The organism is Pseudomonas sihuiensis (genome assembly GCF_900106015.1).
Lineage (GTDB): Bacteria > Pseudomonadota > Gammaproteobacteria > Pseudomonadales > Pseudomonadaceae > Aquipseudomonas > Aquipseudomonas sihuiensis.
Genome location: NZ_LT629797.1, coordinates 4675100 through 4700690, shown reverse-complemented (window position 1 = coordinate 4700690; position 25591 = coordinate 4675100). Strand labels below are relative to the sequence as shown.

Annotated in this window: 21 protein-coding genes; 2 read left to right on the top strand and 19 right to left on the bottom strand. The window is 61.2% G+C overall.

The window, feature by feature from the left end; all coding sequences use genetic code 11:
* Positions 1–7 precede the first annotated feature (7 nt).
* The 4 genes from BLT86_RS22050 to BLT86_RS22035 are packed head-to-tail and all read right to left on the bottom strand — an operon-like array spanning position 8 to position 3497.
* Positions 8–1009 carry a BtrH N-terminal domain-containing protein gene (locus tag BLT86_RS22050; RefSeq protein ID WP_017678559.1) on the bottom strand — a complete coding sequence of 334 codons (1002 nt, stop codon included), beginning with the start codon at positions 1007–1009 and terminating at the stop codon, positions 8–10.
* Positions 1006–1413: a hypothetical protein gene (locus BLT86_RS22045; RefSeq protein WP_017678558.1), complete on the bottom strand. Its 408-nt coding sequence runs from the start codon at positions 1411–1413 to the stop codon at positions 1006–1008. The genes BLT86_RS22050 and BLT86_RS22045 overlap by 4 nt, the downstream gene beginning before the upstream one ends.
* The gene (locus tag BLT86_RS22040; protein ID WP_017678557.1) at positions 1403–2560 is read right to left on the bottom strand and encodes a beta-ketoacyl-ACP synthase III; all 1158 of its coding nucleotides are present in this window, start codon (positions 2558–2560) and stop codon (positions 1403–1405) included. The genes BLT86_RS22045 and BLT86_RS22040 overlap by 11 nt, the downstream gene beginning before the upstream one ends.
* Positions 2561–2579: 19 nt before the next feature.
* On the bottom strand, positions 2580–3497 hold the full coding sequence (locus tag BLT86_RS22035; protein WP_026088729.1) for a hypothetical protein: 918 nt from the start codon (positions 3495–3497) through the stop codon (positions 2580–2582).
* A 137-nt stretch (positions 3498–3634) separates the two neighbouring features.
* Here BLT86_RS22035 and BLT86_RS22030 point away from each other — a divergent pair, with 137 nt between their 5' ends.
* Complete coding sequence (locus tag BLT86_RS22030; protein ID WP_017678555.1) at positions 3635–4012, top strand: DUF2141 domain-containing protein; 378 nt, start codon at positions 3635–3637, stop codon at positions 4010–4012.
* A 41-nt stretch (positions 4013–4053) separates the two neighbouring features.
* On the opposite strand, the gene hemE is transcribed toward BLT86_RS22030, so the two are convergent.
* From hemE to BLT86_RS22005, 5 genes are all read right to left on the bottom strand, one after another.
* Positions 4054–5121 carry a uroporphyrinogen decarboxylase gene (gene hemE / locus BLT86_RS22025; protein WP_092379632.1) on the bottom strand — a complete coding sequence of 356 codons (1068 nt, stop codon included), beginning with the start codon at positions 5119–5121 and terminating at the stop codon, positions 4054–4056.
* A gap of 103 nt (positions 5122–5224) precedes the next feature.
* The gene (gene cynS / locus BLT86_RS22020; RefSeq protein WP_017678553.1) at positions 5225–5665 is read right to left on the bottom strand and encodes a cyanase; all 441 of its coding nucleotides are present in this window, start codon (positions 5663–5665) and stop codon (positions 5225–5227) included.
* Positions 5658–6566 (bottom strand): ABC transporter ATP-binding protein, encoded by a 909-nt coding sequence (locus tag BLT86_RS22015; protein ID WP_092379628.1) that lies wholly within the window; start codon positions 6564–6566, stop codon positions 5658–5660. The genes cynS and BLT86_RS22015 overlap by 8 nt, the downstream gene beginning before the upstream one ends.
* 4 nt (positions 6567–6570) lie before the next feature.
* On the bottom strand, positions 6571–7407 hold the full coding sequence (ntrB, locus tag BLT86_RS22010; RefSeq protein WP_092379626.1) for a nitrate ABC transporter permease: 837 nt from the start codon (positions 7405–7407) through the stop codon (positions 6571–6573).
* On the bottom strand, positions 7407–8774 hold the full coding sequence (locus BLT86_RS22005) for a CmpA/NrtA family ABC transporter substrate-binding protein (RefSeq protein ID WP_092379622.1): 1368 nt from the start codon (positions 8772–8774) through the stop codon (positions 7407–7409). The genes ntrB and BLT86_RS22005 overlap by 1 nt, the downstream gene beginning before the upstream one ends.
* A 268-nt stretch (positions 8775–9042) precedes the next feature.
* Here BLT86_RS22005 and BLT86_RS22000 point away from each other — a divergent pair, with 268 nt between their 5' ends.
* Positions 9043–10974: a sigma 54-interacting transcriptional regulator gene (locus BLT86_RS22000; protein ID WP_092379616.1), complete on the top strand. Its 1932-nt coding sequence runs from the start codon at positions 9043–9045 to the stop codon at positions 10972–10974.
* Here the strand turns inward: BLT86_RS22000 and BLT86_RS21995 are convergent.
* The 10 genes from BLT86_RS21995 to BLT86_RS21950 all read right to left on the bottom strand — a co-directional run bounded on the left by BLT86_RS21995 (position 10959) and on the right by BLT86_RS21950 (position 25501).
* Positions 10959–12377, bottom strand: coding sequence for an FAD-dependent oxidoreductase (locus BLT86_RS21995; protein WP_003459041.1), 1419 nt, complete (start codon positions 12375–12377; stop codon positions 10959–10961). The genes BLT86_RS22000 and BLT86_RS21995 overlap by 16 nt on opposite strands.
* Positions 12378–12411: 34 nt before the next feature.
* Complete coding sequence (gene gltB / locus BLT86_RS21990) at positions 12412–16860, bottom strand: glutamate synthase large subunit (RefSeq protein ID WP_092379613.1); 4449 nt, start codon at positions 16858–16860, stop codon at positions 12412–12414.
* Positions 16861–17271: 411 nt separating this feature from the next.
* Complete coding sequence (locus BLT86_RS21985; RefSeq protein ID WP_092379609.1) at positions 17272–18858, bottom strand: SPOR domain-containing protein; 1587 nt, start codon at positions 18856–18858, stop codon at positions 17272–17274.
* 10 nt (positions 18859–18868) lie between these two features.
* Complete coding sequence (gene aroB / locus BLT86_RS21980; protein ID WP_003459035.1) at positions 18869–19972, bottom strand: 3-dehydroquinate synthase; 1104 nt, start codon at positions 19970–19972, stop codon at positions 18869–18871.
* 51 nt (positions 19973–20023) lie between these two features.
* Entirely contained in the window at positions 20024–20542 is a 519-nt protein-coding gene (aroK, locus tag BLT86_RS21975; RefSeq protein ID WP_003459032.1) for a shikimate kinase AroK, read from the bottom strand.
* A gap of 5 nt (positions 20543–20547) precedes the next feature.
* Positions 20548–22668, bottom strand: a complete 2121-nt coding sequence (pilQ, locus tag BLT86_RS21970; RefSeq protein ID WP_092379606.1) for a type IV pilus secretin PilQ — start codon at positions 22666–22668, stop codon at positions 20548–20550.
* A gap of 55 nt (positions 22669–22723) precedes the next feature.
* Positions 22724–23248 carry a type 4a pilus biogenesis lipoprotein PilP gene (pilP, locus tag BLT86_RS21965; RefSeq protein ID WP_092379604.1) on the bottom strand — a complete coding sequence of 175 codons (525 nt, stop codon included), beginning with the start codon at positions 23246–23248 and terminating at the stop codon, positions 22724–22726.
* Positions 23248–23868, bottom strand: coding sequence for a type 4a pilus biogenesis protein PilO (gene pilO / locus BLT86_RS21960; protein ID WP_092379598.1), 621 nt, complete (start codon positions 23866–23868; stop codon positions 23248–23250). Before pilO ends, pilP begins: the two co-directional genes overlap by 1 nt.
* Positions 23865–24437 carry a type 4a pilus biogenesis protein PilN gene (gene pilN, locus BLT86_RS21955; RefSeq protein WP_092379594.1) on the bottom strand — a complete coding sequence of 191 codons (573 nt, stop codon included), beginning with the start codon at positions 24435–24437 and terminating at the stop codon, positions 23865–23867. Before pilN ends, pilO begins: the two co-directional genes overlap by 4 nt.
* Positions 24437–25501 carry a pilus assembly protein PilM gene (locus BLT86_RS21950; RefSeq protein ID WP_075745086.1) on the bottom strand — a complete coding sequence of 355 codons (1065 nt, stop codon included), beginning with the start codon at positions 25499–25501 and terminating at the stop codon, positions 24437–24439. The genes pilN and BLT86_RS21950 overlap by 1 nt, the downstream gene beginning before the upstream one ends.
* Positions 25502–25591 lie beyond the last annotated feature (90 nt).

Below are 25591 nucleotides of genomic sequence, written 5' to 3'. Positions count from 1 at the left end.
GCCAGCCTCAACCCTTGCGCTTGGCCCAAGCGCCCAACTCTCTCATCAATGCCCGCTCCTGATCGGCAATCGTGCGCAGGCTGTCGGCAATCGGCCTGAAGTCCGGTGCCTCGCCCTTGCTGCGGCTGGCACGCACGCAGGCCGAGGCGAACTGGCGCCAGTCGTCGCCCACCGAGGTGAGCCGCACCGAAGCCTCCTGCAGGCTGGCGTCACCGATCTTCTCGCCGGCCTCCTGCAAAAAGCTGGCGTACATGAAGCGAAAGCCCGCACCGCCGGTGCCGATCTCTTCCTGCATGCGCACGATATGGGTCAGGTACAGGCGGTTGTACTTGGCCTGAGCAGGGTCGAGCGCCTCAACGCATTTGGCCAGGTGCTGGATGCCACGAATACCGATCCATGGCAGCGGCATACCGTCGAGGATGCGCGAGGTGGACAGCACGCTCTGGCGGATCAGGCGCTCCCAATCCTGCTCCGACGACACATCGTCGAGGTAGTACATCAGGCCCTTGGCCGCCAGCGCGCCCTTGGCGAAGCGTGCTTTCTGCAGGTCGGCGCTGGCGCAACGCACCGGCGCCTCGAACACCGGGTCGCTGAGCAGGTACTCGTCGCCGTCGCGCCCATACGCCAGCAGGTTGTGCGCATTGAAGTGAAAACGCATCTCCGGCGGGAAATACGGCAGCCAGAATACCGAACTTTGCAGACCGGCCAGACGACCGCTGTCGAGCGCCGCATCCAGCGCCACGCGGCCCTGCTCGGGATTGGAGAAGGTGCGACTGGTCAAACGCACGCCGAGGCGCTTGCTCAGGGTCTTGATCAAGTGCCGTGGCGGCATGCGGTAGGCAATCAGCGGCATGCCACCGATCTTGACGATCGGCAGGTAGGCGAAGGCCAGACCCGACGCCAGGCCGAAAGCCATCGGCTCGCTCATCGGCAAACCGGCGTGGGTCAACAGGCTGGCCATGACGCCACTTTCGCAGTGGGCGCTCTGACGGTGCTGGAACGCAGTCATGGCAACTCTCTCTGGTAGCGACGCAACTCGTCGATGGTCAGGCCAAAGGCCTCGGCGTAGCGCGCCAGCACGGAGGTACTCAGGCGGCGATAGATATCTGGACGGAAATGCCGACGCACGCGCCATTGCCACAGACCAGTGATCTGCGCCAGCGCCGGCTCATCCATACGGTAGCGGTACATCAGGCATTTCAGAGGTGATAGCTCGCCGCGCTGCCAGAGCGCCAGGGCCTCGGCCTCCTGCGCCTCCAGCTCGGCGACGGCCAGTTGCGTGGCATAGGATTCAGGCTCCCAGCCAACGCTCTGTGCGCCCTGGTAATGACCGCCCTCATCGACGGCATAAAGCAATTTGCTGTGCCCGCCATAGGCGGAGCCGGGATCCTGCGGAACTTCGTCAAGCTTCATCGCCGACCACCGTCAGGTGCATGAACGCACTGGAAAAGCGCCCGCTTTCGGGCACGTAGCAGAGCAACCTCTGGCCGCTGCGCAGGTGCCCGCCATTGAACAGCTCTTCAAGGATGATGAAAATCGACGCCGCACCGGTGTTGCCCTTGCTGGTCAGGTTGGTGAACCAGCGCTCCATCGGGATCGGCAGGTCGACATTGGCCAGACCCACGGCCAGCGGCTCGCGGAAGAACTCCGAGGAGTAGTGCGGGAGGAACCAGTCGATGTCAGCCACGCGCAGCTCGCGGCGCGGCATGATGCGCCGCAGCGCCTCTTCCACGGTGTACTTGACGATGTTCTCGTTGAGCAGCTTGACGTTCTGCTTGATCGCCATCACCGACTGCTTCGCACGCTGATCGGCGTCGTAGCGGCTCCAGCCGCGCAGGGTGTCGTCCTGCATGTCGGCACCGGCATACATGCAGGGTGGCATCTGGTCGGCGAACGAGAGGATGTCCAGCCAGTCGATGCGCAGGCTAAGACCGCTCTGATTAGGATGATCCTGCAACAGCACGGCGCCAGCGCCATCGGACAGCATCCAGCGCAGGAAGTCCTTCTCGAAGGCGATCTCCGGGTGGCTCTCCAGCTCGTCGACGCGGCTCTCGTACTCGGCGTTGAAGTTGCGCGCCTGCATCAGCGTCGAGGCGACCTCAGAACCACAGGCCACGGCAGTACGGCTCTCGCCACTGGCCACGCTCATCCAGGCGTATTTCAGCGCCGTCATCCCGCACAGGCAGATGCCGGCAGTGGTCGCCACTTCGCAGGAGGGGTTACCCAGTTCACCGTGCACCATCACCGCGTGGCCCGGCATCACCTGATCCGGCGAAGAGGTGCTGGCTACCAGGCAGTCGAGCTGGTTCAGCTCGAAACCCTCGCCCTGCAAGCCGCGTATCGCTTCGGCACTGAGCTGCGCATTGCTCATGCTTGGCTCGCCGGTCGCCGGGTCGATGACGTAGTGACGCTGCACAATGCCGTTGCGACGCAGCACCAGCTTGCGCGCGCGTGACGGCTTGCCGCCGACCATGCCCAGGCGCGCTTCCATCTGCTCGTTGTCCACGGGCTCGTGCGGCAGGCAGGCGCTGATGCGGTTGATGAATACAGGGGTTACCACGGTCTTACCTCAGGTCACATCACTCGCCGGACGGGCCGGCAAAGTAGGCCTTCTCTCGCTGGATACGCGCCTTGAACAGCGGCGCCAGCAATTTTTTCAACAGCGCGGTGATCGGCACCACGGTCAGAATCAGGCAAATCAGAAATACGATATACAACACCAGCCCAGCGCCGCGTCGGCGACTCTGCTGCGGGCCGAGCGCCGACAGCAGGCGGCTCCACAGGGTGAAACTACGGTTGCCGACTTTTTCGCTGGCGATCAATTTCTCATCTACTTTCACAGCCCCCAAGCCGGCGAGCATCGGTGCTTCGATAGGCAGCTCGTCAGCGAGCAGCCGACGCGCCATAGCGTCGCCGAAGCGGCTGGCCGCCGCCAATTCCCGTTCGTCGATACCGGCACGCGGCACCCAGCTATAGGGCTTCTGCCGGCCGGTGAACATCCACAGCGGCGTAGCCAGGAAGCTGGCAGCCGTACCGCAGGCATCGGTCAGCACCACGTTGTCTACCAGCTTCGCGCCAAGCGCCTGTAGGCGCGCCTTGACCTTCTCCTGCGCCATTAGCCACATGTTGCGGCAACCGATCAACGTGACCACCGGCGTATCCTTCAGCAGGCGAGCCGCCTCAGGCGAGGCGAGAAAGCTGGTGCACGGCAGCGAGGGCGAGAGGAACCAGACCTGATAGGCCAGGATCACCAGGTCATAGCGCTTGTCGGCATCCACGGCGAGCGGCAGCAACGGCTGCGGCTTCATCAGCACGGTTTCCGGGAAGATGCGAAAGAACCCGAGAAAGGGCCAGGGAAAGGGGAAAGGTTCGGCCGGCTGCAGCGTCAGGAAATCCACCTGGATGTCGTCGCACTCGCGCAGCGGCGCACAGACCGATTGTGCCAAGCGGTCTAATTGGCCAGTCTGAGAAAAATGGACGACTAAAACATGACGCATTCGCGGCGCATTCCCTGCAAAATGCGCAAATTATGCCACAGAGAATTCTTCAAACCGTAACCCGCCTGTGCCAACTTTGCCTATTGGTTCCGCTACTCGTTTGCCAATCGCTCCGGGCAGGCGATCTGCTGATCGAGGTGGACGGCAAGCAGGATCAGGCAAATCTCTATCTGGCGCTGGTGCCAGCCGACCAACAGGACTGGCAACCCAGCCTGCGCGAACTGCAGGGAACGGAAACGCCACTGCTTATTACCGACCTGCCGCCCGGTCGCTACGCCGTGCAGGTGTTTCAGGACAGCAACGGTAACGGCCAGCTGGATCTCAGCCCGCGTGGCATCCCGTTGGAGCCAGTGGGTTTCTCCGGCAATCCATCGCTATTCGGCGGCAAACCAAAACCCAGTGAAAGCCTGTTCGAGCACAGTGATACGGACAGCGTGATCAGTGTGCGACTGATTCCACCGCGCAAAAAGAAGGAGCGCGTGGCACCCGTGGCACCACGCGCTGGGGATCGCTAGCGGCCAGGCAAACTGGCCTGGCCGCCCGGCCGCGGCTTGGCTTATTGGTGATACTGCGCCGACAACTCATGTACAGCCTCGAAGAAGGCGCCAGCATGAGCCGGGTCGACTTCCGGGGTAATGCCGTGACCAAGGTTGAACACGTGGCCGCTACCGTCGCCATAGGCGGCCAGGATGCGCGCCACCTCGGCACGGATCGCCGCCGGCTTGGCGTAGAGCACTGCCGGGTCCATGTTGCCTTGCAGGGCGACCTTGGCACCGACACGGGCACGCGCACTGCCGATGTCGCAGGTCCAGTCCAGGCCCAGCGCCTCTGCGCCGGTGTCCGCCAGGGATTCGAGCCACAGGCCGCCGCCCTTGGTGAACAGGATCACCGGCACACGACGCCCGTCGTGCTCGCGGATCAGGCCATCGACGATCTTCTTCATGTAGGCCAGGGAGAATTCCTGATAGGCCGCTGCCGACAGCGCGCCGCCCCAGGAATCGAAGATCTGTACCGCCTGCGCACCGGCCAGGACCTGCCCGTTCAGATAAGCGGTGACCGACTGCGCCAGCTTGTCGAGCAGCGCGTGCAAGGCTTGCGGGTTGTCGTAGAGCATGGCCTTGGTCTTGCGGAAGTCCTTCGACGAACCGCCTTCGACCATGTAGGTGGCCAGCGTCCACGGGCTGCCGGAGAAGCCGATCAGCGGCACGCGGCCATTGAGCTCGCGGCGAATGGTGCGCACGGCGTCCATCACATAGCCCAGATCTTTCTCCGGGTCGGGCACCGACAGCGCCTCGATGTCGGCCAGGTTGCTGACCACTTTCTTGAAACGCGGGCCTTCGCCGGTCTCGAAGTACAGGCCCTGGCCCATGGCATCGGGAATGGTGAGGATGTCGGAGAACAGAATCGCCGCATCCAGTTGCGGGTAGCGATCCAGCGGCTGGATGGTGACCTCGCAAGCCAGCTCCGGGTTCTTCATCAGGCTCACGAAGTCGCCGGCCTTGGCCCGGGTCGCGCGGTACTCCGGCAGATAGCGGCCGGCCTGGCGCATCATCCAGATCGGCGTGACATCCACGGGTTGCTTGAGCAGGGCACGAAGGAAACGGTCGTTCTTCAGGGCGGTCATGGCAGAGTCCTAGAAAAAAGTGCGGGCATTTTCGCAGAGCGCAAAACAAAAGGCACGGCGGGTGCCGTGCCTTTTGTCCATCGCGACGATATGCCGCGACGATTCACCAGCTGCGATAGGGCAGGAACTTGCCGTTGAGCACGATCTGCACGCGGTCACCCTTGGGGTCGGCGACGCGGGAAATGTCCATGCTGAAGTCGATGGCGCTCATGATGCCGTCGCCGAATTCCTCGTGGATCAGTTCCTTGATGGTCTCGCCGTAGACGTTGATCATCTCGTAGAAGCGGTAGATCAACGGGTCGGTGGGCACGGCCTTGTCCCAGTGCTTGTGCGGGAACGCCTGCAGTGCGGTGGAGACCTCCACCGGCAATTCGAGCATCTCGCACAGGGCATCTGCCTGCGCCTTGGGCATGCTGTTCATGCCCAGGCAGGCGGAGGTCGTCCACACCGGCGACATGCCGATGCCCTGGCCAAGTGCGGCCCAGTCCAGGCCAAGGCGCTCTTTGGCGGCGGTGATGGTGATGCGCATCTGTTGCTTATCCATGGTGAAACTCCTTCACAGGGGTCAGAGGTACGACCCTGGCGGCCGCTGCCGGCTCGTCCAGGGCAGGGTTGATTTCGGGCGGGAAGCCTTGCTCGTCGGCCACGGTGCGGCCGCGCAGCTCGTGCGAGCGGTTCACCAGGAAATCCACGAGGTGATTGCGGATGCGGTAGTACGCCGGGTGGTGAATCACCTGGTCGCGCTGCCGTGGCCGTGGCAGGTCGATGCGCACCGATTCGGCGATGCGCGCCTGCGGGCCGTTGGTCATCAGCAGGATGCGGTCGGAGAGCAGGATCGCCTCGTCGACGTCATGAGTGATCATGAACACCGTCTGCTGGGTGGCGCTCCAGATCTTGATCAGCTCGTCCTGGATCACCCCTCGGGTCAGGGCGTCCAGCGCACCGAAGGGTTCATCGAGCAGCAGCAACTGCGGCTGGGTGGCGAAAGCGCGGGCGATGCTCACGCGCTGGCGCATGCCGCCGGACAGCTGCGCCGGCTTGCGCGCCTCGGAGCCGCCCAGGCCGACCATTTCCAGATACTTGCGGCTGTGCGCACGGCGCTGTTCCTTCGACCACTGCGGGAAACGCGCGCGTACACCGAACTCGACGTTCTCCAGCGCGCTGAGCCAGGGCAGCAGGCTGTAATTCTGGAACACCACGCCGCGCTCGAGGCTGGGCCCGGCGACCTCCTTGCCGGCCATCTCCAGCGTGCCCTCGCTGAAGCTGTCGAGCCCGGCCAGGGCGTTGAGGATGGTCGACTTGCCACAGCCGGAGTGACCGATGATGCAGACGAACTCGCCCTGGTCGAGACCGAAGCTGACGTCTTCGAAGACCGTCAGCGGCTCGTTGCCGGGTTGCGGGAAGCGCTTGGCCAGACGGCGGGCATCGAGAAAATAGCGGGACATGACATCACTCCTGATAGCTGACGAGACGGGCGACGCTGCCCAGCAGAAGGTCGAGCAGCATGCCGACCACGCCGATCATCAGAATCGAGAAGATCACGCTGGCCAGGTTGAGGTTGTTCCACTCGTTCCACACGTAGTAACCAATACCGGTGCCACCGACGAGCATCTCGGCGGCCACGATCACCAGCCAGGCGATGCCCACCGAGATGCGCATACCGGTGAGGATGGTCGGCATGGCCGCAGGCAGGATCACGCTGAACGCCGTGCGCAGCGGGCTCAGTTCATGGGTGCGGGCAACGTTGATCCAGTCGCGGCGCACGCCAGCGACGCCGAAGGCGGTGTTGAGCAGCATCGGCCATACCGAGCAGATGAAGATCACGAAGATCGCCGAGGTCTGCGAATCCTTGATCACGAACAGCGCCAACGGCATCCAGGCCAGCGGCGAGATCGGCCGCAGGATCTGGATAAAGGGGTTGAGCGCGCGGTACATCAGCGGCGACATGCCGATGACGAAACCAACGGGAATCGCCACCAACGCCGCCAGCAGGTAGCCGGTCAGTACCCGGTACAACGAATGCGCGAGCTGGATGCCGATGCCCTTGTCGTTCGGCCCGTTGTCATAGAACGGCTGGCTCAGCTCGGCATAGGCATGCGCCAGCACTACCGAAGGTGGCGGTACCCGTGCTTCCTGCTCGGCCTCGCCCATGAGCATGGCGTATTCGTCATCGGCACTGACTGCGGCGCTGGCGGGCACGCGGCAGAGCACCTCCCAGACCACCAGCAGCAGAACCAGCAGCACAACGGAAAGAATCGCCGCGCGCAGGGAAATGGACGCTTTCATCACGACCTCCGCATGGCGAAGCTGGCCAGGTAACCGTCCGGATCGGCCGGGTCGAAGGGTTTGCCCATCACGCTGAACGATTTGTAGGCGTCGGCTGGCACCGGCAGGCCGAGCTCTTTCATCACCTTGCCGGCGTCAGCCGCGAGGAAGACCCGCTCGGCGATGTTGCGGTAGTCGACATCCCCTTGCAGATAGCCCCAGCGCTTCATCTGGGTGAGGATCCACACGGCCATCGACTGCCAGGGGAACGGATCGAAGTCGATGCGCTGCGGCTCGTCATGAATGTTGCCCAGGCCATCGGCATAGCGCCCACTGAGCACCTGCTGCACCACCGGCACCGGCTGGTTGAGGTAGTTGCGGGTGGAGATAGCCTCGGCCACCGCCTTGCGGTTCTCGGCCTTGGAGGAATACTGCGTGGCATCGATCAGCGCATGCAGCAGCGCGCCATAGGTATTGGGGTTTTCACTGGCGAAGCGCTGGCTGCAGGCGAAGGCGCAGCACGGATGGCCCGGCCACAGTTCCTTGGTCAGCAGGTGGATGAAGCCGACCTTCTCCCACACCGCGCGCTGGTTGAACGGGTCCGGCGAGAGGAAACCATCGAGGTTGCCGGCGCGCAGGTTGGCGACCATCTCCGGTGGTGGCACCACACGGATCTGGATATCGCGATCCGGATCCAGGCCATGCTCGGCAACGTAGTAGCGCAGCAGGAAGTTGTGCATCGAGTATTCGAACGGCACACCGAAGCGCATGCCCTTCCACAGTTTCGGATCGCGTTTATCCTGATGCTGCATGCCAAGCACGATGGCCTGGCCGTTGACGTTTTCCAGCGCCGGCATGACGAAGGGCGTCTGCGTCGACCCCAGCCCCAGGCTGATGGCCAGCGGCATCGGCGAGAGCATGTGCGAGGCGTCGTATTCGCCGGCCAGCGACTTGTCGCGCGCCACCGCCCAGCCGGCGGTCTTCACCGTTTCCACGTCCAGCCCGTATTTGGCGTAGAAGCCCATCGGCTCGGCCATGATGATCGGCGTGGCGCAGGTGATGGGCACGAAGCCGATCTTCAGCTTGGTCTTCTCCAACGGGCCAAGGCTGTCCTTGACCGCCGCCTTGACCGCATCCAACGGGATCAGGCTGCCCAGAATCGCCGCCGCGACACCGCCCCCGATCATCCCCATGAAACTGCGCCGGGAGAAATCGTTATGGCCGAACACGCCGCGCACGATGGCGTTCTCCACGGCGCGATCAAGCATGGCTTCGCTGCTATCGGGCAGCGCAGCGGCACTCGGCGTGCAACGCTGGCAAGCACACCCGGCGGCATGGGAAAGCTCGCTGTCGGGGCTGAATGGATCGTCCAGGCTGTTGACGCTCATCGTGATCACTCCTGCGATGGCCTGCCCCAGATTGGTGAGGCGGGCGCTGACTGGGCTGGGCCATTACTGACCGGTTCATATCAGCTATTGCAGGAGCTGTACCAGCTCAAAAAACAAATTAAGTAATTGAAAAATAAAGACTTTAAAGCAATAAAATAAATACGAAATATCGTTATTCGCGAGAATTCGTCAGATTAAAAAACGATATCTCGTCAACTGGCACGCACTTTGGATAACGACCTGACAGGTCAATCCAGCGAGGCTCGAAATGCCCGATCCAACTGCCGCCAGCCAATTGCTGATGCAACACATGCAGAGCGCCAGCCTGGTCATCGATGCCACCCACGACCGCATCCTGCATGCCAATCCAGCCTGCTGCGCTCTACTCGGCTGGCCGCTGGATGAACTGCTCGCACTGCGCGCCAGCCGTCTCTGGGCGCATGACCTTGGGGCACTGGTCACCTTCACCGAAGAGGTGCAGGTGCGCGGCAATGCCTGGCGTGACGGCCTCGGATTGCTGCATCACGATGGCGAACGCCTGGAGGTGGAAATCGAGGGCAGCCGGCTGACGCGTGACGGCACTACCCTGCTCGGCCTGCTGATCCAACAGCGTCGCCGCCTCGACGCCCTGCGCGGGCTCGCTGAAGCCGAGCGCTATCAACGTCAGGGACTGCTCGAATGGCAGGGCGTGGAACGCATCTTCCGCCAGTTCGAGCGGCAGAATCAGCTGATCCTCGGCGCCGCTGGCGAGGGCATCTACGGGGTCAACCGTAATGGCGAGACCACCTTCGTCAACCCGGCGGCCGAGCGCATTCTCGGCTGGCGCGCCGACGACCTGATCGGCCACAACATTCACGACCTGATTCACCACCACCATCCCGACGGCAGCACCTACGACGGCCATACCTGCCCGATCTACGCCGCCTTCAACGACGGCGAGGTGCATCAGGTGGCCGACGAGGTGTTCTGGAACAAGGACGGCAAACCGATCCCGGTGGATTACACCAGCACGCCGCTGCGTGACGACGGCGAACTGGTCGGCGCCGTGGTGGTGTTTCGTGACATCAGCGAGCGCCTGGAGACCGAGCGCCGGCTGCGCCAGGCACTGAGCGAAGTGCAGCAGCTCAAGCAACGCCTGGAGCTGGAGAATGCCTACCTGCAGGAGGAAATTCGTGGCGAGTACGCCCAGCACGACCTGGTCGGACGCAGCGCTGCCATGCAGCAGGTGATCCGCCAGATCGAACTGGTCGCCCCCACCGGTGCCAACGTGCTGATCACCGGCGAGTCAGGCACCGGCAAGGAACTAATCGCCCGCGCCATTCACGACAACAGCGGACGCAGCCGCCGCCCACTGATCCGGGTGAATTGCGCAGCGGTACCCCGTGAACTGTTCGAGAGCGAGTTCTTCGGCCATATCCGCGGCGCCTTCACCGGCGCGCTGAATGACCGCGTCGGGCGCTTCGAATTGGCCGATGGCGGCACGCTGTTTCTCGACGAGGTAGGGGAAATCCCTCTGGAGCTACAGAGCAAGCTGCTGCGCGTGCTGCAGGAACAGCAACTGGAGCGGGTCGGCGACAACCGTACCCGCCAGGTCGACGTGCGCGTGATCGCCGCCACCAACCGCGACCTGCGCCAGGAAGTGCGTGCCGGCCGCTTCCGTGAAGACCTGTACTTTCGCCTCAACGTCTTCCCCATCGAGTCGGCGCCACTGCGCCAGCGCCCGGAAGACATTCCGCCGCTGGCCCAGCACTTTCTCAGCCGCGCCTGTCGCCAGCTCAACCGCCCTGAGCCCAGCCTGCGCCTGGCCGACATCCAACGCCTGCAGGCCTATTCCTGGCCGGGCAACATTCGTGAGCTGGAGAATCTGATCGAGCGCGCGGTGATCATTTCGCCCGGCACCCGGCTGCGTTTGGACTTGCCCAACGACAACGGCAACGACACGCCGTCACAGCCACAGGTGGAACAGGAAATGAGGATTTTCACTCAGGGCGAGCAACGCCGGCAGATGCGCGAAAACCTGATCGCAGCACTGAAGGCCTGTGCGGGCAGGATATCGGGGAAGGACGGCGCGGCGCGGTTGCTGGAGCTGAAGCCAACGACCCTGCGCTCACGCCTGGAGAGTTTCGCCATCGACCCGCGCGACTACAGACCACGTAGGTCGCAGCCGCCCAGGTACGAGACGAGTCAAACGCCGAGGTAGTCGAGGATGCCTTCGGCGGCGTTGCGGCCTTCGAAGATCGCCGTCACCACCAGGTCGGAACCACGCACCATGTCGCCACCGGCGAAGATCTTCGGGTTGCTGGTCTGGTGCTTGAACTGCGACTGCTCGGGCGCCACGACGCGGCCTTGGCTGTCGGTCTGGATTTCGAACTGCTCGAACCAGGGCGCCGGGCTCGGGCGGAAGCCGAAGGCGATCAGCACGGCTTCGGCCGGGATAATCTCCTCGGAACCCGGGATCGGCTCGGGGCTGCGACGGCCACGGGCATCGGGCTCACCGAGACGGGTCTCGACCACCTTGATGCCTTCCACCTTGTCTTCACCGACGATGGCTATGGGCTGGCGGTTGAAGAGGAACTTCACGCCCTCTTCCTTGGCGTTCTTCACTTCCTTGCGCGAGCCCGGCATGTTCTCTTCGTCACGGCGGTAAGCGCAGGTCACGGCCTTGGCGCCCTGACGGATCGAGGTGCGGTTGCAGTCCATCGCGGTGTCGCCACCGCCCAGTACCACGACGCGCTTGCCCTTCATGTCGATGAAGTCTTCCGGCGCCTTCTCGAAACCGAGGTTGCGATTGACGTTGGCGATGAGGAAGTCCAGCGCGTCATAGACGCCCGGCAGGTCTTCACCCGGGAAGCCGCCCTTCATGTAGGTGTAGGTGCCCATGCCCATAAATACGGCATCGAATTCGGCGAGCAATTCATCCATGCCGATGTCCTTGCCGATCTCGGTATTCAGGCGGAATTCGATGCCCATGCCGGTGAACACTTCACGGCGGCGGCTGAGCACGGTCTTTTCCAGCTTGAACTCGGGAATGCCGAAGGTCAGCAGACCGCCGATTTCCGGGTTCTTGTCGAACACCACCGGGGTCACGCCGTTGCGCACCAGCACATCGGCACAGCCCAGGCCGGCCGGGCCTGCGCCGATCACCGCGACACGCTTGCCGGTCGGTTTGACCTTGGACATGTCAGGGCGCCAGCCCATGGCGAAGGCGGTGTCGGTGATGTACTTCTCCACCGAGCCGATGGTCACCGCGCCGAAGCCGTCATTGAGGGTGCAGGCACCTTCGCAGAGACGATCCTGCGGGCACACGCGGCCGCAGACTTCCGGCAGGGTGTTGGTCTGGTGCGAGAGCTCGGCGGCGGCCAGGATGTTGCCTTCCGAGACCAGCTTGAGCCAGTTCGGAATGAAGTTGTGCACCGGGCACTTCCACTCGCAATACGGGTTGCCGCAGCCCAGGCAGCGATGCGCCTGGTCTGCAGCTTGCGCCGGCTTGAAGTTGTCGTAGATCTCGACGAACTCCTTCTTGCGCTGACGCAGCAGTTTCTTCTTCGGGTCTTTGCGCCCGACTTCGATGAACTGGAAGTCGTTATTCAGACGTTCAGTCATTGCATTACCTCATCAAACCACTTCAGGCGCATTCTTATTGCGGGTTGGCACGGGTGCTGGACAGCAGCGACTTCAGACTGGCCGCTTTCGGTTTCACCAGCCAGAACTTGCGCAGGTAATCGTCCAGGTTTTCCAGCAGGTTCTGCCCCCACTCGCTACCGGTCTCCTCGACGTACTCGGCGAGCACGCTTTCCAGGTGGCTGCGGTAGGCCTCCATCGCTTCGTTGTTGATGCGCTGGATTTCCACCAACTCATGGTTGACGCGGTCGTAGAAGCCGTTGTCCAGATCAAGCACGTAGGCGAAGCCGCCGGTCATGCCCGAGCCGAAGTTGTAGCCGGTCTTGCCCAGCACGCAGACGAAACCGCCGGTCATGTACTCGCAGCAGTGGTCGCCAGTGCCTTCCACCACGGCGTGGGCGCCGGAGTTGCGCACGGCGAAACGCTCACCTGCAGTGCCGGTGGCGAACAGCTTGCCGCCCGTGGCGCCGTACAGGCAGGTGTTGCCGATGATGGCGCTGTCCTCGGTGGCGAACGGGCTGCCAGCGGGCGGGGTGATGACGATCTTGCCCGCAGTCATGCCCTTGCCGACGTAGTCGTTGGCGTCGCCTTCAAGGCGCAGGTGCAGACCACCGGCGTTCCATACGCCAAAGCTCTGCCCGGCAGTGCCCTTGAAGCGGAAGGTGATCGGCGCGTCATTCATGCCCTGGTTGCCATGCACGCGGGCGATCTCACCGGAAATGCGCGCACCGATGGAACGGTCGCAGTTGCCGATGTTCAGCTCGTACTCACCACCGGTCTTGCCGGCGATGGCGTCCTTGGCCATTTCCACCATCTTCTCGGCCAGCAGGCCTTCGTCGAACGGCGGGTTCTTCGGCACCTGGCAGAACTGCGGTTTGTCCGCTGGGATGTGTGCGCTGGCCAGCAACGGCGACAGATCCAGGTTGCCCTGCTTGGCGGTTTCGCCCGGCAGCACTTCGAGCAGGTCGGTACGCCCGATCAGCTCTTCCAGGCTACGCACGCCCAGCTTGGCCAGCCACTCGCGGGTTTCCTCGGCGACGTAGGTGAAGAAGTTCATCACCATCTCGACGGTGCCGATGAAGTGATCCTTGCGCAGCTTGTCGTTCTGCGTGGCCACGCCGGTGGCGCAGTTGTTCAGGTGGCAGATGCGCAGGTATTTGCAGCCCAGGGCCACCATCGGTGCGGTGCCGAAGCCGAAGCTCTCGGCGCCGAGGATGGCGGCCTTGATCACGTCCAGGCCGGTTTTCAGACCGCCGTCGGTCTGCACCCGCACCTTGCCGCGCAGGTCGTTGCCGCGCAGGGTCTGGTGGGTTTCGGCCAGGCCAAGCTCCCACGGCGCGCCGGCGTAACGAATGGAGGTCAGCGGCGATGCGCCGGTACCGCCGTCGTAACCGGAAATGGTGATCAGGTCGGCATAGGCCTTGGCCACACCGGCAGCGATGGTACCTACACCGGCTTCTGCCACCAGCTTGACCGACACCAGCGCCTTCGGGTTGACCTGTTTGAGGTCATAGATCAGCTGCGCCAGGTCTTCGATCGAGTAGATGTCGTGGTGCGGCGGCGGCGAGATCAGGGTCACGCCCGGCACTGCATAGCGCAGCTTGGCGATCAGGCCGTTGACCTTGCCGCCCGGCAGCTGGCCGCCCTCGCCGGGCTTGGCGCCCTGGGCCACCTTGATCTGCAGCACTTCGGCGTTGACCAGGTATTCCGGGGTCACGCCAAAGCGGCCGGTGGCCACCTGCTTGATCTTCGAGCTCTTGATGGTGCCGTAGCGAGCCGGGTCTTCGCCGCCCTCGCCGGAGTTGGAACGGCCACCCAGGCGGTTCATCGCCTCGGCCAACGCCTCGTGCGCCTCCGGCGACAGCGCGCCGAGGGAGATACCGGCGGCGTCGAAACGCTTGAAGATCGACTGCAGCGGCTCGACTTCGGCCAGGGAAATCGGCGTGGCGGACTCCTTGACCTTGAGCAGGTCGCGGATCATCGACACCGGACGGGTGTCGACCAGCGTCGAGTATTCCTTGTACTTGGCGTAGTTGCCCTGCTGCACGGCTTCCTGCAGCGTGCGCACCACGTCCGGGTTGTAGGCGTGGTATTCGCCGCCGTAGACGAACTTGAGCAGGCCGCCCTGCTGGATTGACTTGCGGTTGTTCCAGGCCTCCTGGGACAGCAGCTTCTGCTCGCTTTCGATGTCGACGAAACGCGCACCCTGGATGCGGCTGGCCACGCCACGGAAGCACAGCTCGGTGACCTCGTCGGCCAGGCCGACCGCCTCGAACAGTTGCGCACCGCGATAGGACGCGACCGTGGAGATACCCATCTTCGACAGGATCTTCAGCAGGCCCTTGGAGATGCCCTTGCGGTAGTACTTGAATACTTCGTACAGATCGCCCAGCACTTCGCCGGTGCGGATCAGGTCGCCCAGCACCTCGTAGGCCAGGAACGGATACACGGCCGAGGCACCGAAGCCCAGCAGCACGGCATAGTGGTGCGGGTCACGCGCAGTGGCGGTTTCCACCAGGATGTTGCAGTCGCAGCGCAGACCTTTCTCGGTCAGGCGGTGATGCACGGCACCAGTGACCAGCGCAGCATGCGCCGGCAGCTTGCCAGGAGCGATGTGACGGTCGGTCAGTACCAGCAGCACCTTGCCGGCACGCACGGCTTCCTCGGCCTGGTCGGCCATGTTGCGCACGGCAGCTTCCAGACCCAGCGACTCGTCATAGTTCATGTCGATGACATGACGGTCGAAGCCCGGACGATCCAGGTTCATCAGCGCGCGCCATTTGGCCGGCGAGATCACTGGGCTGCTGAGGATCACGCGAGTAGCGTGCTCCGGCGACTCGCTGAAGATGTTGCGCTCGGCGCCCAGGCAGATCTCCAGGGACATGACGATCGCTTCGCGCAGCGGGTCGATCGGCGGGTTGGTGACCTGCGCGAACTGCTGACGGAAGTAATCGTAGGGCGAACGCACGCGCTGGCTGAGCACGGCCATCGGTGTGTCGTCACCCATGGAGCCGACGGCTTCCTGGCCCTGCTCACCGAGCGGACGCAGTACCTGGTCACGCTCTTCGAAGGTGACCTGGAACATCTTCATGTACTGCTTGAGCTGATCCGGGTCGTAGAAGGCCGAACCGTGGTCGCGGTCTTCCAGCGTCGCCTTGATGCGCTGAGCATGCTTGCGCAGCCAGAGCTTGTAGGGATGACGCGACTTCAGGCGGCTGTCGATGGACTCGGTATCCAGCACCTGGCCGGTCTCGGTGTCGACGGCGAGGATCTGCCCCGGGCCGACACGGCCCTTGGCGATGACGTCCTCGGGCTGGTAATCCCACACGCCGATTTCCGAAGCGAGGGTGATGTAGCCGTTCTTGGTGGTGACCCAGCGCGCCGGGCGCAGACCGTTACGGTCGAGCAGGCACACGGCATGGCGACCATCGGTCAGTACCACGCCGGCCGGGCCATCCCAGGGTTCCATGTGCATGGAGTTGTATTCGTAGAACGCACGCAGGTCGGCGTCCATGGTCTCGACGTTCTGCCAGGCCGGCGGAATGATCATGCGCAGGCCACGGAACAGGTCGATGCCACCGGTGACCATCAGCTCGAGCATGTTGTCCATGCTCGAGGAGTCGGAGCCGACGCGGTTGACCAGCGGGCCCAGCTCGTCGAGATCGGGGATCAGCTCGTTAGCGAACTTGGTGCGACGGGCCTGCGCCCAGTTGCGGTTGCCGGTGATGGTGTTGATCTCGCCGTTGTGCGCGAGATAGCGGAAAGGCTGCGCCAATGGCCACTTCGGCAGGGTGTTGGTGGAGAAACGCTGGTGGAAAACCGCGATGGCGGTCTGCAGGCGCTCGTCACCCAGATCCGGGTAGAACTGCTGCAGGTCCGCCGGCATCATCAGGCCTTTGTAGATGATGGTCTTGTGCGAGAAGCTGCAGATGTAATGATCGCTGTCGTCGGCATTGGCCACCGAGGAACGACGACGGGCGCTGAACAGCTTGATGGCGAACTCCTGGTCGGAGAGGCCATCACCACCGATGAACACCTGCTCGATCTGCGGCAGTCGCTCCAGCGCCAGCCTGCCCAGCACGCTGGTGTCGATCGGCACCTTGCGCCAGCCTACCAGTTGCAGGCCAGCCGCGAGGATTTCGCGGTTCATGTTCTCGCGCGCAGCTTCGGCCTTGGCCGAATCCTGATTGAAGAACACCATGCCCACGGCATATTGCCCGGGCAATTCGACGCCGAACTGCTCCTGGGCCACCGCACGCAGGAATTGGTCGGGCTTCTGGATCAGCAGGCCACAGCCATCACCGGTCTTGCCGTCGGCGTTGATACCGCCGCGGTGAGTCATGCAGGTGAGGGCCTCAATAGCGGTCTTGAGCAGGTGATGGCTAGCCTCACCTTGCATATGGGCGATCAAGCCGAAGCCGCAGTTATCCTTGAACTCATCAGGACGGTACAAACCTGCTTTCATAGGGGAAACTCTCACCAGGCTGCCTTTGTGTCAGGCAATTTACTTTCTAATTCAATCACTTGGCCCCTGAGCAGCGGACACGGGCCAGCCTTTCGCGGGCAAAAGGGGGAGGGCATTGTACATAGCCACCCTGAGCCTCACAATTTTTATGTCGCTTTCTTGAAAGCTAATGCCGCCAAAACGAAGGATAAGATTGCAACCAAGTGCTATTGGCGCACCATTTTTGAGCATTATGCATTTTAAGGCGCACCTGGCGCACCAAAACAGGGCGCGCCATCGCATCCCTATGCACAGGAATGTCGCCTGAATATAAGGAACCGAATCATTGCGAATGCCATGCCGAATCGCCCGACATGACACTCGACAAAGCGCTAAACCTCAAGGCAGTCGAGGGAAGCGCCAGGGAGGCGACTAGCGGCTCATTTCCTGCTGGATACTACCCAGCGTTCGCGGCCAAGGCTTGCCCGCCTGAAGCTTGGCAGGCAGGGACTTCACCGCAGCCTGCGCTGCATCGCGACTGGCGAAACTACCATAGGTCAGCACGTACAACGGCTGGCCCTGGTGGATCTTCTTGAAGTAGCGATATTCACTACCACCTTCACGAACCAGCGCCTGGATATTGGCCTCAGAGCGCGACCCTGCGACCTGCAGAGCGAACCGCGAGGCAGGCTGTTGCGCATACCAGTTGCCACTTGCCGCGCTCGATACCGCTGGCTTGGCAGGGGCTGGGGACGGAGCCGGCGCCGGCGCCGAGACCGGTGGTTTTACCGCAACTGACTCGGGCGTCTTCGGTGCAGGTGCAGGTGCAGGTGCAGGTGCAGGTGCAGGTGCAGGTGCAGGTGCAGGTGCAGGTGCAGGTGCAGCAGTGATTGGAGTCGAAGGCGGAGTAACTGTCGAGGGCTCAGGCGACGCTGGCGGCTCAAAGTTATCCAGTTCTTCACCCGCCGCCTCAGCCAACGGCTGGCGAATAACGGCTTGCGACTCTCCCACAAGCGGCAATGGCAGCGGCTGACTGGCGCCTGCAAATTCAATGGCTGGCGCGCGACTTTCCGCAGCAGGCGCTTGCGCTGGCTCTTCAGCTTCTACAGGCAGCGTGGAGGACTGCAAAGGTAGCGACGTGTTGCTAGCCACCGGCGCCAGCGGAGCAGACTCGCGCCCCTGCATGAACCAGGCAGCGGCAACACCCACCAACACTACGGCCAGCGCCAACAGATGCTTCTTCGGCAGAGCAAAACCACCGCCCACACCACGCCCGGCCGAGCGCTGCGCGAGCATCTGCTCAACCAGCAGTTCACGCGCCTCGTGATTGATTGCCCCAGGCCAACCCTGAGAACGGAGATGGATGTCCTCGATCTGCTCTTCGCTCAACAGATCGATACTCTGACCGGCCCCATCGAGCCGCTGCGCCAGATAGTCTCGCGTCTCTTCTTCGGCGTACGGCTGAAGCTCGATCGCGTGATAACACTCCGCGCCGCCTGCCAGCACCTCCAAGCGCGCCAACAGTTCCTGCTCGGCAAACAGAAAGATGTGCGGGCGTCCCTCGGCATTGCCAGCAGCAAGCTCCAGAACGCATTTCAAGGCAGCGTCATCCAACTGATCGGCATCATCGACGAGTAGATAAACCTCCTGCCCGGTCAGCGCCAGTTGTGCAACCTGCGCCAATACCGAGCGCACGTCGGCCTGAGCGATTGCCAACCCCTGAGCCACTTGACGCAGCAGCGCGTCAGCCGTGGTCGCCCCCTGTGCAACGACAATGCTCTGCACGGCCTGCTTGTTGGTACTGGCAACCAGCGCCTGACGCAGCAAGGTCTTGCCACTTCCCTCAGGGCCGACCACAGCCAGCAACAGCTGACTGTAACGCGCAAGATGATGCAATTGCCCAAGCACCGGCTTGCGCTGCGCCGGGAAGAACTTGAAACCAGGTACTCGTGGCGCAAAGGGGTCGTGACTGAACTGGTAATGCGCCAGGAAAGCTTCGTCAGCATGCAAACTGGTCATGGATCACTCTTCAAGAGTTGGACGACTGAGCCAGCGCTGCGTAATCGCTACGCAGCGTGGCGTCTAGAATTTCACGCGGGTAGTCGGCGGTCACTACAGCCTCACCCAATCGCCTGAGCAACACGAGACGCAGCTGACCATCGAGCACCTTCTTGTCCACTGCCATATGCTCGAGGAACTGCGCAGGCGTCATATCCTGCGGCGGCACCACCGGCAGCCCGGCAGCCTGCAACAGGCGTATGCCTCGGTCTCGATCCGCCGCCGACAGCCAGCCCAGGCGATAGGACATTTCCAGCGCCATCACCGTGCCTGCGGCGACCGCTTCGCCATGCAACCACACGCCGTAGCCCTGCTCGGTCTCGATAGCATGCCCAAAGGTGTGACCGAGATTGAGAGTGGCGCGCACTCCCGACTCACGCTCGTCCGCAGCGACGACACGCGCCTTGGCCGCACAGGATTGCTCGATAGCGTAGGTAAGCGCCTGCTGATCAAGCGCACGCAAGGCCGGTATATTCTGCTCCAGCCATACCAGGAAGGGCTCATCGCAGATCAGGCCATACTTGATGACCTCGGCCAACCCAGCGGAAAGCTCGCGCTCCGGCAGGGTGCGCAGGCTGGCCGTATCAATCAACACCGCCTTAGGCTGATAGAACGCGCCGACCATGTTCTTGCCCAGCGGATGATTGATCCCCGTCTTGCCTCCCACCGAGGAATCCACCTGAGACAACAACGTCGTCGGCACCTGGATGAAATCCACACCTCGCTGGTAACAGGCAGCAGCAAAGCCCGCCATGTCGCCGATGACGCCGCCACCCAGAGCGATAATTGTCGTGCGCCGATCATGCCTGGCCGTCAGCAGGCCATCGAAAATCAGCTGTAGCGTTTCCCAGTTCTTGAACACCTCGCCATCCGGCAGCACGATCGAGGCGACTTTGAAACCCTCAAGAGATCGCATCAGCGTTTCGAGATACAAAGGCGCTACGGTCTCATTGGTGACCACCGCCACCTGCCGTCCGCCGATATGGCACGTGAGCAACTCAGGATCTGCCAGGAGACCCGCGCCGATATAGATGGGATAACTGCGCTCGCCAAGTTCAACGTGAAGAGTCTGCATGAGGCCCCCAGAATAAAAAGGCCACTAGGATAGCGCAGTTCGCCCCGCGCTTTAACGGGGCGACAAGGCTTCCAGACGCGAGAGAATTTCCTGCACCACCATGCGCGGCGGACGCTCGTCGGTCTCGATGATGATATCGGCAACCTCGCGGTAGAGAGGATCACGCGCGGCCATCAGATCCCTGAGCACTTGCGCCGGATTGGCCGTGCGCAACAACGGCCGATTGCGATCACGCGAGGTGCGATCAATCTGCTGCTCCACGGAGGTGTGCAAATACACGACTCGCCCTCCCGCATGCAGAGCCTGACGATTCTCTGGACGCATCACCGCCCCACCGCCAGTAGCCAGCACCAGGCCATCTTGCTGCGACAGTTCGGCAATTACTGCCTGCTCCCGCTCACGAAAGCCCTGCTCACCCTCGACATCGAAGATCCAGGGAATATCAGCACCGGTACGCTGCTCGATCTCCTTGTCGGAGTCTTTGAAAGGCACGCGCAGTTCTTTAGCAAGCAAACGCCCGATGGTGCTTTTTCCAGCTCCCATCGGGCCAACGAGGATTACATTCCGCACTTAGGTCATCGATTCACAGCAATGGCTTGGTTGTTCATGATGCGCGGAGTGATGAAAACCAGCAACTCGGCCTTGTTGTCGCTGACGATGTCACGACGGAACACTCGGCCCAAGAATGGCAGGTCACCAAGGAATGGGACTTTCTCTACACCCTTGGTCTGGGTGTTGGAGAACACCCCACCGATCACAATGGTCTCGCCATCATTGACCAGTACCTTGGCATTGACTTCGTTCTTGTTGATCGGCGGCACCCCGTTCAGGGCCCGGGCGAAGTCTGGCGCATCCTTGGTTACTTTCACTTCCATGATGATGCGATTATCCGGAGTAATCTGAGGAGTAACCTCTAGGGAGAGAGCCGCCTCCTTGAAGGATGTACTGGTCGCGCCACTAGAGCTGGCTTCCTGATAGGGCACTTCCTGCCCCTTCAAGATTTTCGCTGTCTCCTTGTCCGAAGTAACAACCTTGGGCTGGGAGACAATCTCGCCATTACCGGTCTTCTCCATGGCCGACAGCTGTAGATCCAGTGTCACATTGTCGGTAAGGAAGCCGATGCCTATACCTGAAGTACTGCCCAAAACCCCCATGTCGACGAATGGCACAGGAGCCACACCATCCTGCAGCGAAACGTTGCCTACCGTATCGGTGCCCGGCAAATAGACCTGCCCGCTTTCATTATCGAAGGAAGTTGCACCGTCCTTGCCGTAAACGCTCCAGTTTCCGCGACGAGTTGCCCCTCCCCAACGCACACCCAAGGCCTTGTCGTAGTCCACGTTGGCCTCGACGATACGCGCCTCGATCATTACCTGACGCACAGGAATGTCGAGCTGGGCAATGATACGCCGCAACTCATCCAGGCGATCCTGCGTCTGGTAAGCAATAATGCTGTTAGTGCGATCATCAACCGTTACAGAACCACGGGCATCGGATGATGCACCATCAGCACTGGTGACCGACTGAAACAGCTTCGCCATATCAGCAGCCTTGGCGTAGTTCACCTGAATCAGCTCACGACGCAGCGGAGCCAGCTCAGCAATTTGCTTTTGCGACTCCAACTCCTGACGCTCACGAGCGGCGATCTCATCTGCCGGAGCAACGAGCAATACATTACCAACCTGGCGCTTATCCAGCCCCTTGGTCTTCAGCACCAGGTCCAACGCCTGATCCCATGGCACGTTCTGCAAACGCAGAGTGATATTGCCGGCGACAGTATCGCTTGCAACCAGGTTCAGATCGGTGAAGTCCGCAATCAGCTGCAGCACCGAACGCACGTCGATATCCTGAAAGTTGAGCGACAATTTCTCCCCGGTATAAGCAAAGCGCTCAGCCTTGCGGCGTTCTACGTCATCCTGAGTGAGAGGTTTGACACTCAACGTCAGCCTGTTCTCGGTCTGGTAAGCCAGGTAATCGTATAACCCGACCGGTTCAATCACGATACTGGTTCTGTCTGCGCTACCCGTGGCACTAACGAACTGCACGGGCGTCGCGAAATCTTTCACGTCCAGACGTACACGCAGGGATTCAGGCAGCTCAGTCTTGGCGAAGTCCAGACGAATCTTCCCACCCTGCTCTTGGATATCAGGACTGATCGATGCATCGGAAAGGGTAATGACGACATTACCCTCACCCTGCTCCCCACGCTGAAAGTCGATATTACTGATTGTTTTCGGTTGAGGACCGTAAGTTTTCTTGGGCGGAACCGCCGCTACCGAAGCAGGCACCGAGGCTGAGGGCCGCGATGCGACGGCAGAAGAATCTCCAACCAAGACATACAGATCATTACCCTCAACTCGAGTGCTGTATGGCGCCAGACTGGTGAGATTGACAATCAGACGGGTACGGTCCTTGGCCTCGACAATGGTAACGCTACGCGCATTACCGACACCCAGTTCACGATTCTTGGAACCGAGCTTGTTCGACACTCCCGGCAGGTCCAGAGCGATTCGCGCGGGTTGCTCGATGGTATAGCCGCGAGGAGCCGTTACCGGCTCATCGAAGGAGAGCTTCAGCTCAACTCGATCACCAGGCAAACTGGCGACATTCAAATCCTGAAGATTGGCCGCCAATACCGCGGGCGACAGCAGCGCCGCCAGCAGAGCGACGCTAAGACGCGAAAGAGAGCTGTTCATTTTCGTATCCCGTGTGGCAGACAGATTATTTATATTCATTTCTCACCCCGCCCCGTCAGGAGCGCTCCTTCAAGGAAAGGCTGCGTGGTCGCTCAAGCCAGCCACCTTCGCCATCTGGAACAATTTCCATAACATCGATCTTGGAGTCATCGATCACGAGAATCTTGCCGTGGTTACGCCCAAGAAAGTCGCCTACTTTTACACGATGAACACCACCCGCACCGCTAACCAGAGCGAACAACTGGCGATCATTTCTCAGCGTGCCAACCATCTCGAACGTTTCGATGTTGAACCCTTCGAGGAATTGCTTGACACGGCTTTCATCCGGCTTGATCTCTGGCGCCCCTTTTTGCCGAGTGACGACATCGATTTTGACCGGGGGCTGAAAAGGACTGCGCAAAGACGCAGCACGATAGGTGAAACTTTCATACGGCTGAAAAGTCGGCAGCGGCTCGATAGCGCCTTTAGGCTTTGCGCGCACTTCATCCATATAGATACGCAAATCGGAAAAATCACCACCGACGCCGCACCCGGTCAGAAGAGAAAACCCCGCCACCAGAACCAAACGAGAGAAACTCATTATTGAGCCCCCTTATCATTGTAGCGATAGGTCTTGGCCATAATTTGCATATTCAGGCGACTGGAGCTTTCAGCACTGGCTGGCGCCAACTGGAAATCATGCAGTGTGACGATACGCGGCAGACTGGCAACGCCGCTTACGAAAGTCGCAAGGTCGTGATAACCACCGGTGACTTTGATCTGAATCGGCAATTCGATATAGAACTGCTGAGCCACTTCCGGCAACAGCTTGATCTCTTCGAACTCCAAGCCACTACCCAAGCCGGTACGGGTAATATCCTCCAGCAACCCGGGAACCTCGGTATCGCTTGGCAACTGACGCAGAAGAGCGCCAAAGGACACCTCCATCTCCTGCATCTGTTCTTTGTAGGCCTCAAGGTTCGCCGCCTGAAAAGCTTTGCTGGAGAACTGCTCCTTTAGCGTCACCTCTTCTCGCTGACGCTGCTCGAGCATACTTTGCAGATCCTTGAGGTGAAAGTTGTAGCCCAACGCCAGAACGATAATAAGCAGCAGCAGGCCGGCAATGAATTTAACCGCACCAGGCCACGACCCAACATTGTTCAAATCAAGGTCATTGATATCAATGCTGCGCAGGCTGTCCAAGGAATCTTTAATACTCATTGCACCGCCTCCGCTTTTTCTTGATCAGGCTGTGTCTGCTGTACAGTCAGCTGAAACACATTCGCCTGATCCAAAGCCCCCGCTGTAACAGCTTTGACTTCGGTCAGATTGGGAGCGGTTAACCACTCAGAAGCATCCAAGTTACGCATCAGATTCGAGACGCGATTATTCGATTCAGCCGCACCAATAATGGCAATGCTCTTACCCGTCATTTTCACATTGGTGAAATACACACCGTCCGGCAGCGTTCTCACCAACTGGTCGAACACACGACCAATAATTGGCCGGTTACCCTGCAAGTCTTGAATAATCTTCATGCGTTCCAACAATTGCTGGCGACGCGTTCTCAACTCACTGATTTCCTTGATACGCGCATCGAGAACTGCGATCTCCTTCTTGATGAAGTCATTTCGCGCATTCTGGTTACTGATTGCCGCACTGAGAAATTGATCACCCAGAAACACCAAACCAGCAGCTACAACGAGGACACCGACAAGGCTTACCAGAAACCGCTGCTTGCGCTCCTCGCGCAGCTGTTCACGCCAGGGAAGTAGGTTAATCCGCGCCATCAGTCGAAACTCCTCATCGCCAGACCACAGGCAATCATCAGTGCCGGCGCATCGCTGGCCAGCGCACCGGCGTTGACCTTGCTGCTCAGCGCCATATCGGCAAAGGGATTGGCCACTAGCGTCTGCGTACCGATCTTCTGCTGGATCAACCGATCGAGATCAGGAATGGACGCGGTGCCGCCGGCCAGGAGGATGTAGTCGACATCATTGAATTGCCCGGCGGCGAAGAAGAACTGCAGCGAGCGCGAAACCTGCTGAACGACAGCTTCTTTGAACGGTTGCAAAACCTCACTGTCGTAGTCATCTGGAAGACCACCTTGCTTCTTGGCAAGCCCAGCTTCCTCGACCGACAGGCCGTAGCGGCGCTGGATTTCCTCGGTCAGTTGCTTGCCGCCGAAAAGCTGCTCGCGGGTGTAGATGGTGCGGCCATTGTGCAGAACACTGAGCGTGGTCATCGTCGCGCCAATATCCACCACCGCGACGGTCAACTCATCGTGACCACCACCCAGCTGCGCCTCCAGCAGGCCGTAAGCGCGTTCGAGGGCATACGCCTCGACATCGACCACTTTCGCGGTAAGCCCAGCGAGCGCAAGGGCTGCCTCGCGGACCTCGACGTTCTCCTTGCGGCATGCAGCCAGCAGCACCTCTACCCGTTCGGGGTTACGCGGCGCCGGCCCCTGCACTTCGAAATCGATGGCGACTTCTTCCAGCGGGTAAGGAATGTATTGATCGGCCTCGATCTTCAGCTGGTTTTCCAAGTCGTCCTCGGAAAGACCCGCTTCCATTTCGATGGTCTTGGTGATGACAGCCGAACCCGCCACAGCAACCGCGGCCGTCTTGACGCCGGTCTTGGCCTTGGCCAACACGCGAGAAAGCGCCTGACCGACCCCCTCCAGCTCGGCGATGTTCTTCTCTACCACTGCGTTAGGTGGAAGCGGCTCGACTGAATAAGCCTCTACCTTGTAGCGGCTTCCCGAGCGACTCAGTTCGAGGAGCTTGACCGAAGTCGAGCTGATATCGATCCCCAGCAGCGTATTCGCTTTCTTAGTGAAGAGCCCTAGCACGACCGTTTTCCTATTGGCATCCGCGACTTACGGACTATTTATGTTTTTCCACATTAAATATCAGTCTTGACAGAAGCGCAAATGGCTCCC

Bases quoted from the DNA above. Each gene is read 5' to 3' on its own strand.
- BLT86_RS22015 (WP_092379628.1), bottom strand. From the start codon at position 6,566: ATGTCCCGCTATTTTCTCGATGCCCGCCGTCTGGCCAAGCGCTTCCCG.
- pilP (WP_092379604.1), bottom strand. From the start codon at position 23,248: ATGAGTTTCTCTCGTTTGGTTCTGGTGGCGGGGTTTTCTCTTCTGACC.
- pilN (WP_092379594.1), bottom strand. From the start codon at position 24,437: ATGGCGCGGATTAACCTACTTCCCTGGCGTGAACAGCTGCGCGAGGAG.
- pilQ (WP_092379606.1), bottom strand. From the start codon at position 22,668: ATGAACAGCTCTCTTTCGCGTCTTAGCGTCGCTCTGCTGGCGGCGCTG.
- BLT86_RS22000 (WP_092379616.1), top strand. From the start codon at position 9,043: ATGCCCGATCCAACTGCCGCCAGCCAATTGCTGATGCAACACATGCAG.
- BLT86_RS22045 (WP_017678558.1), bottom strand. From the start codon at position 1,413: ATGAAGCTTGACGAAGTTCCGCAGGATCCCGGCTCCGCCTATGGCGGG.
- pilO (WP_092379598.1), bottom strand. From the start codon at position 23,868: ATGAGTATTAAAGATTCCTTGGACAGCCTGCGCAGCATTGATATCAAT.
- ntrB (WP_092379626.1), bottom strand. From the start codon at position 7,407: ATGAAAGCGTCCATTTCCCTGCGCGCGGCGATTCTTTCCGTTGTGCTG.
- BLT86_RS21995 (WP_003459041.1), bottom strand. From the start codon at position 12,377: ATGACTGAACGTCTGAATAACGACTTCCAGTTCATCGAAGTCGGGCGC.
- BLT86_RS22005 (WP_092379622.1), bottom strand. From the start codon at position 8,774: ATGAGCGTCAACAGCCTGGACGATCCATTCAGCCCCGACAGCGAGCTT.
- gltB (WP_092379613.1), bottom strand. From the start codon at position 16,860: ATGAAAGCAGGTTTGTACCGTCCTGATGAGTTCAAGGATAACTGCGGC.
- BLT86_RS22035 (WP_026088729.1), bottom strand. From the start codon at position 3,497: ATGCGTCATGTTTTAGTCGTCCATTTTTCTCAGACTGGCCAATTAGAC.
- cynS (WP_017678553.1), bottom strand. From the start codon at position 5,665: ATGGATAAGCAACAGATGCGCATCACCATCACCGCCGCCAAAGAGCGC.
- BLT86_RS22050 (WP_017678559.1), bottom strand. From the start codon at position 1,009: ATGACTGCGTTCCAGCACCGTCAGAGCGCCCACTGCGAAAGTGGCGTC.
- BLT86_RS21985 (WP_092379609.1), bottom strand. From the start codon at position 18,858: ATGACCAGTTTGCATGCTGACGAAGCTTTCCTGGCGCATTACCAGTTC.
- hemE (WP_092379632.1), bottom strand. From the start codon at position 5,121: ATGACCGCCCTGAAGAACGACCGTTTCCTTCGTGCCCTGCTCAAGCAA.
- aroB (WP_003459035.1), bottom strand. From the start codon at position 19,972: ATGCAGACTCTTCACGTTGAACTTGGCGAGCGCAGTTATCCCATCTAT.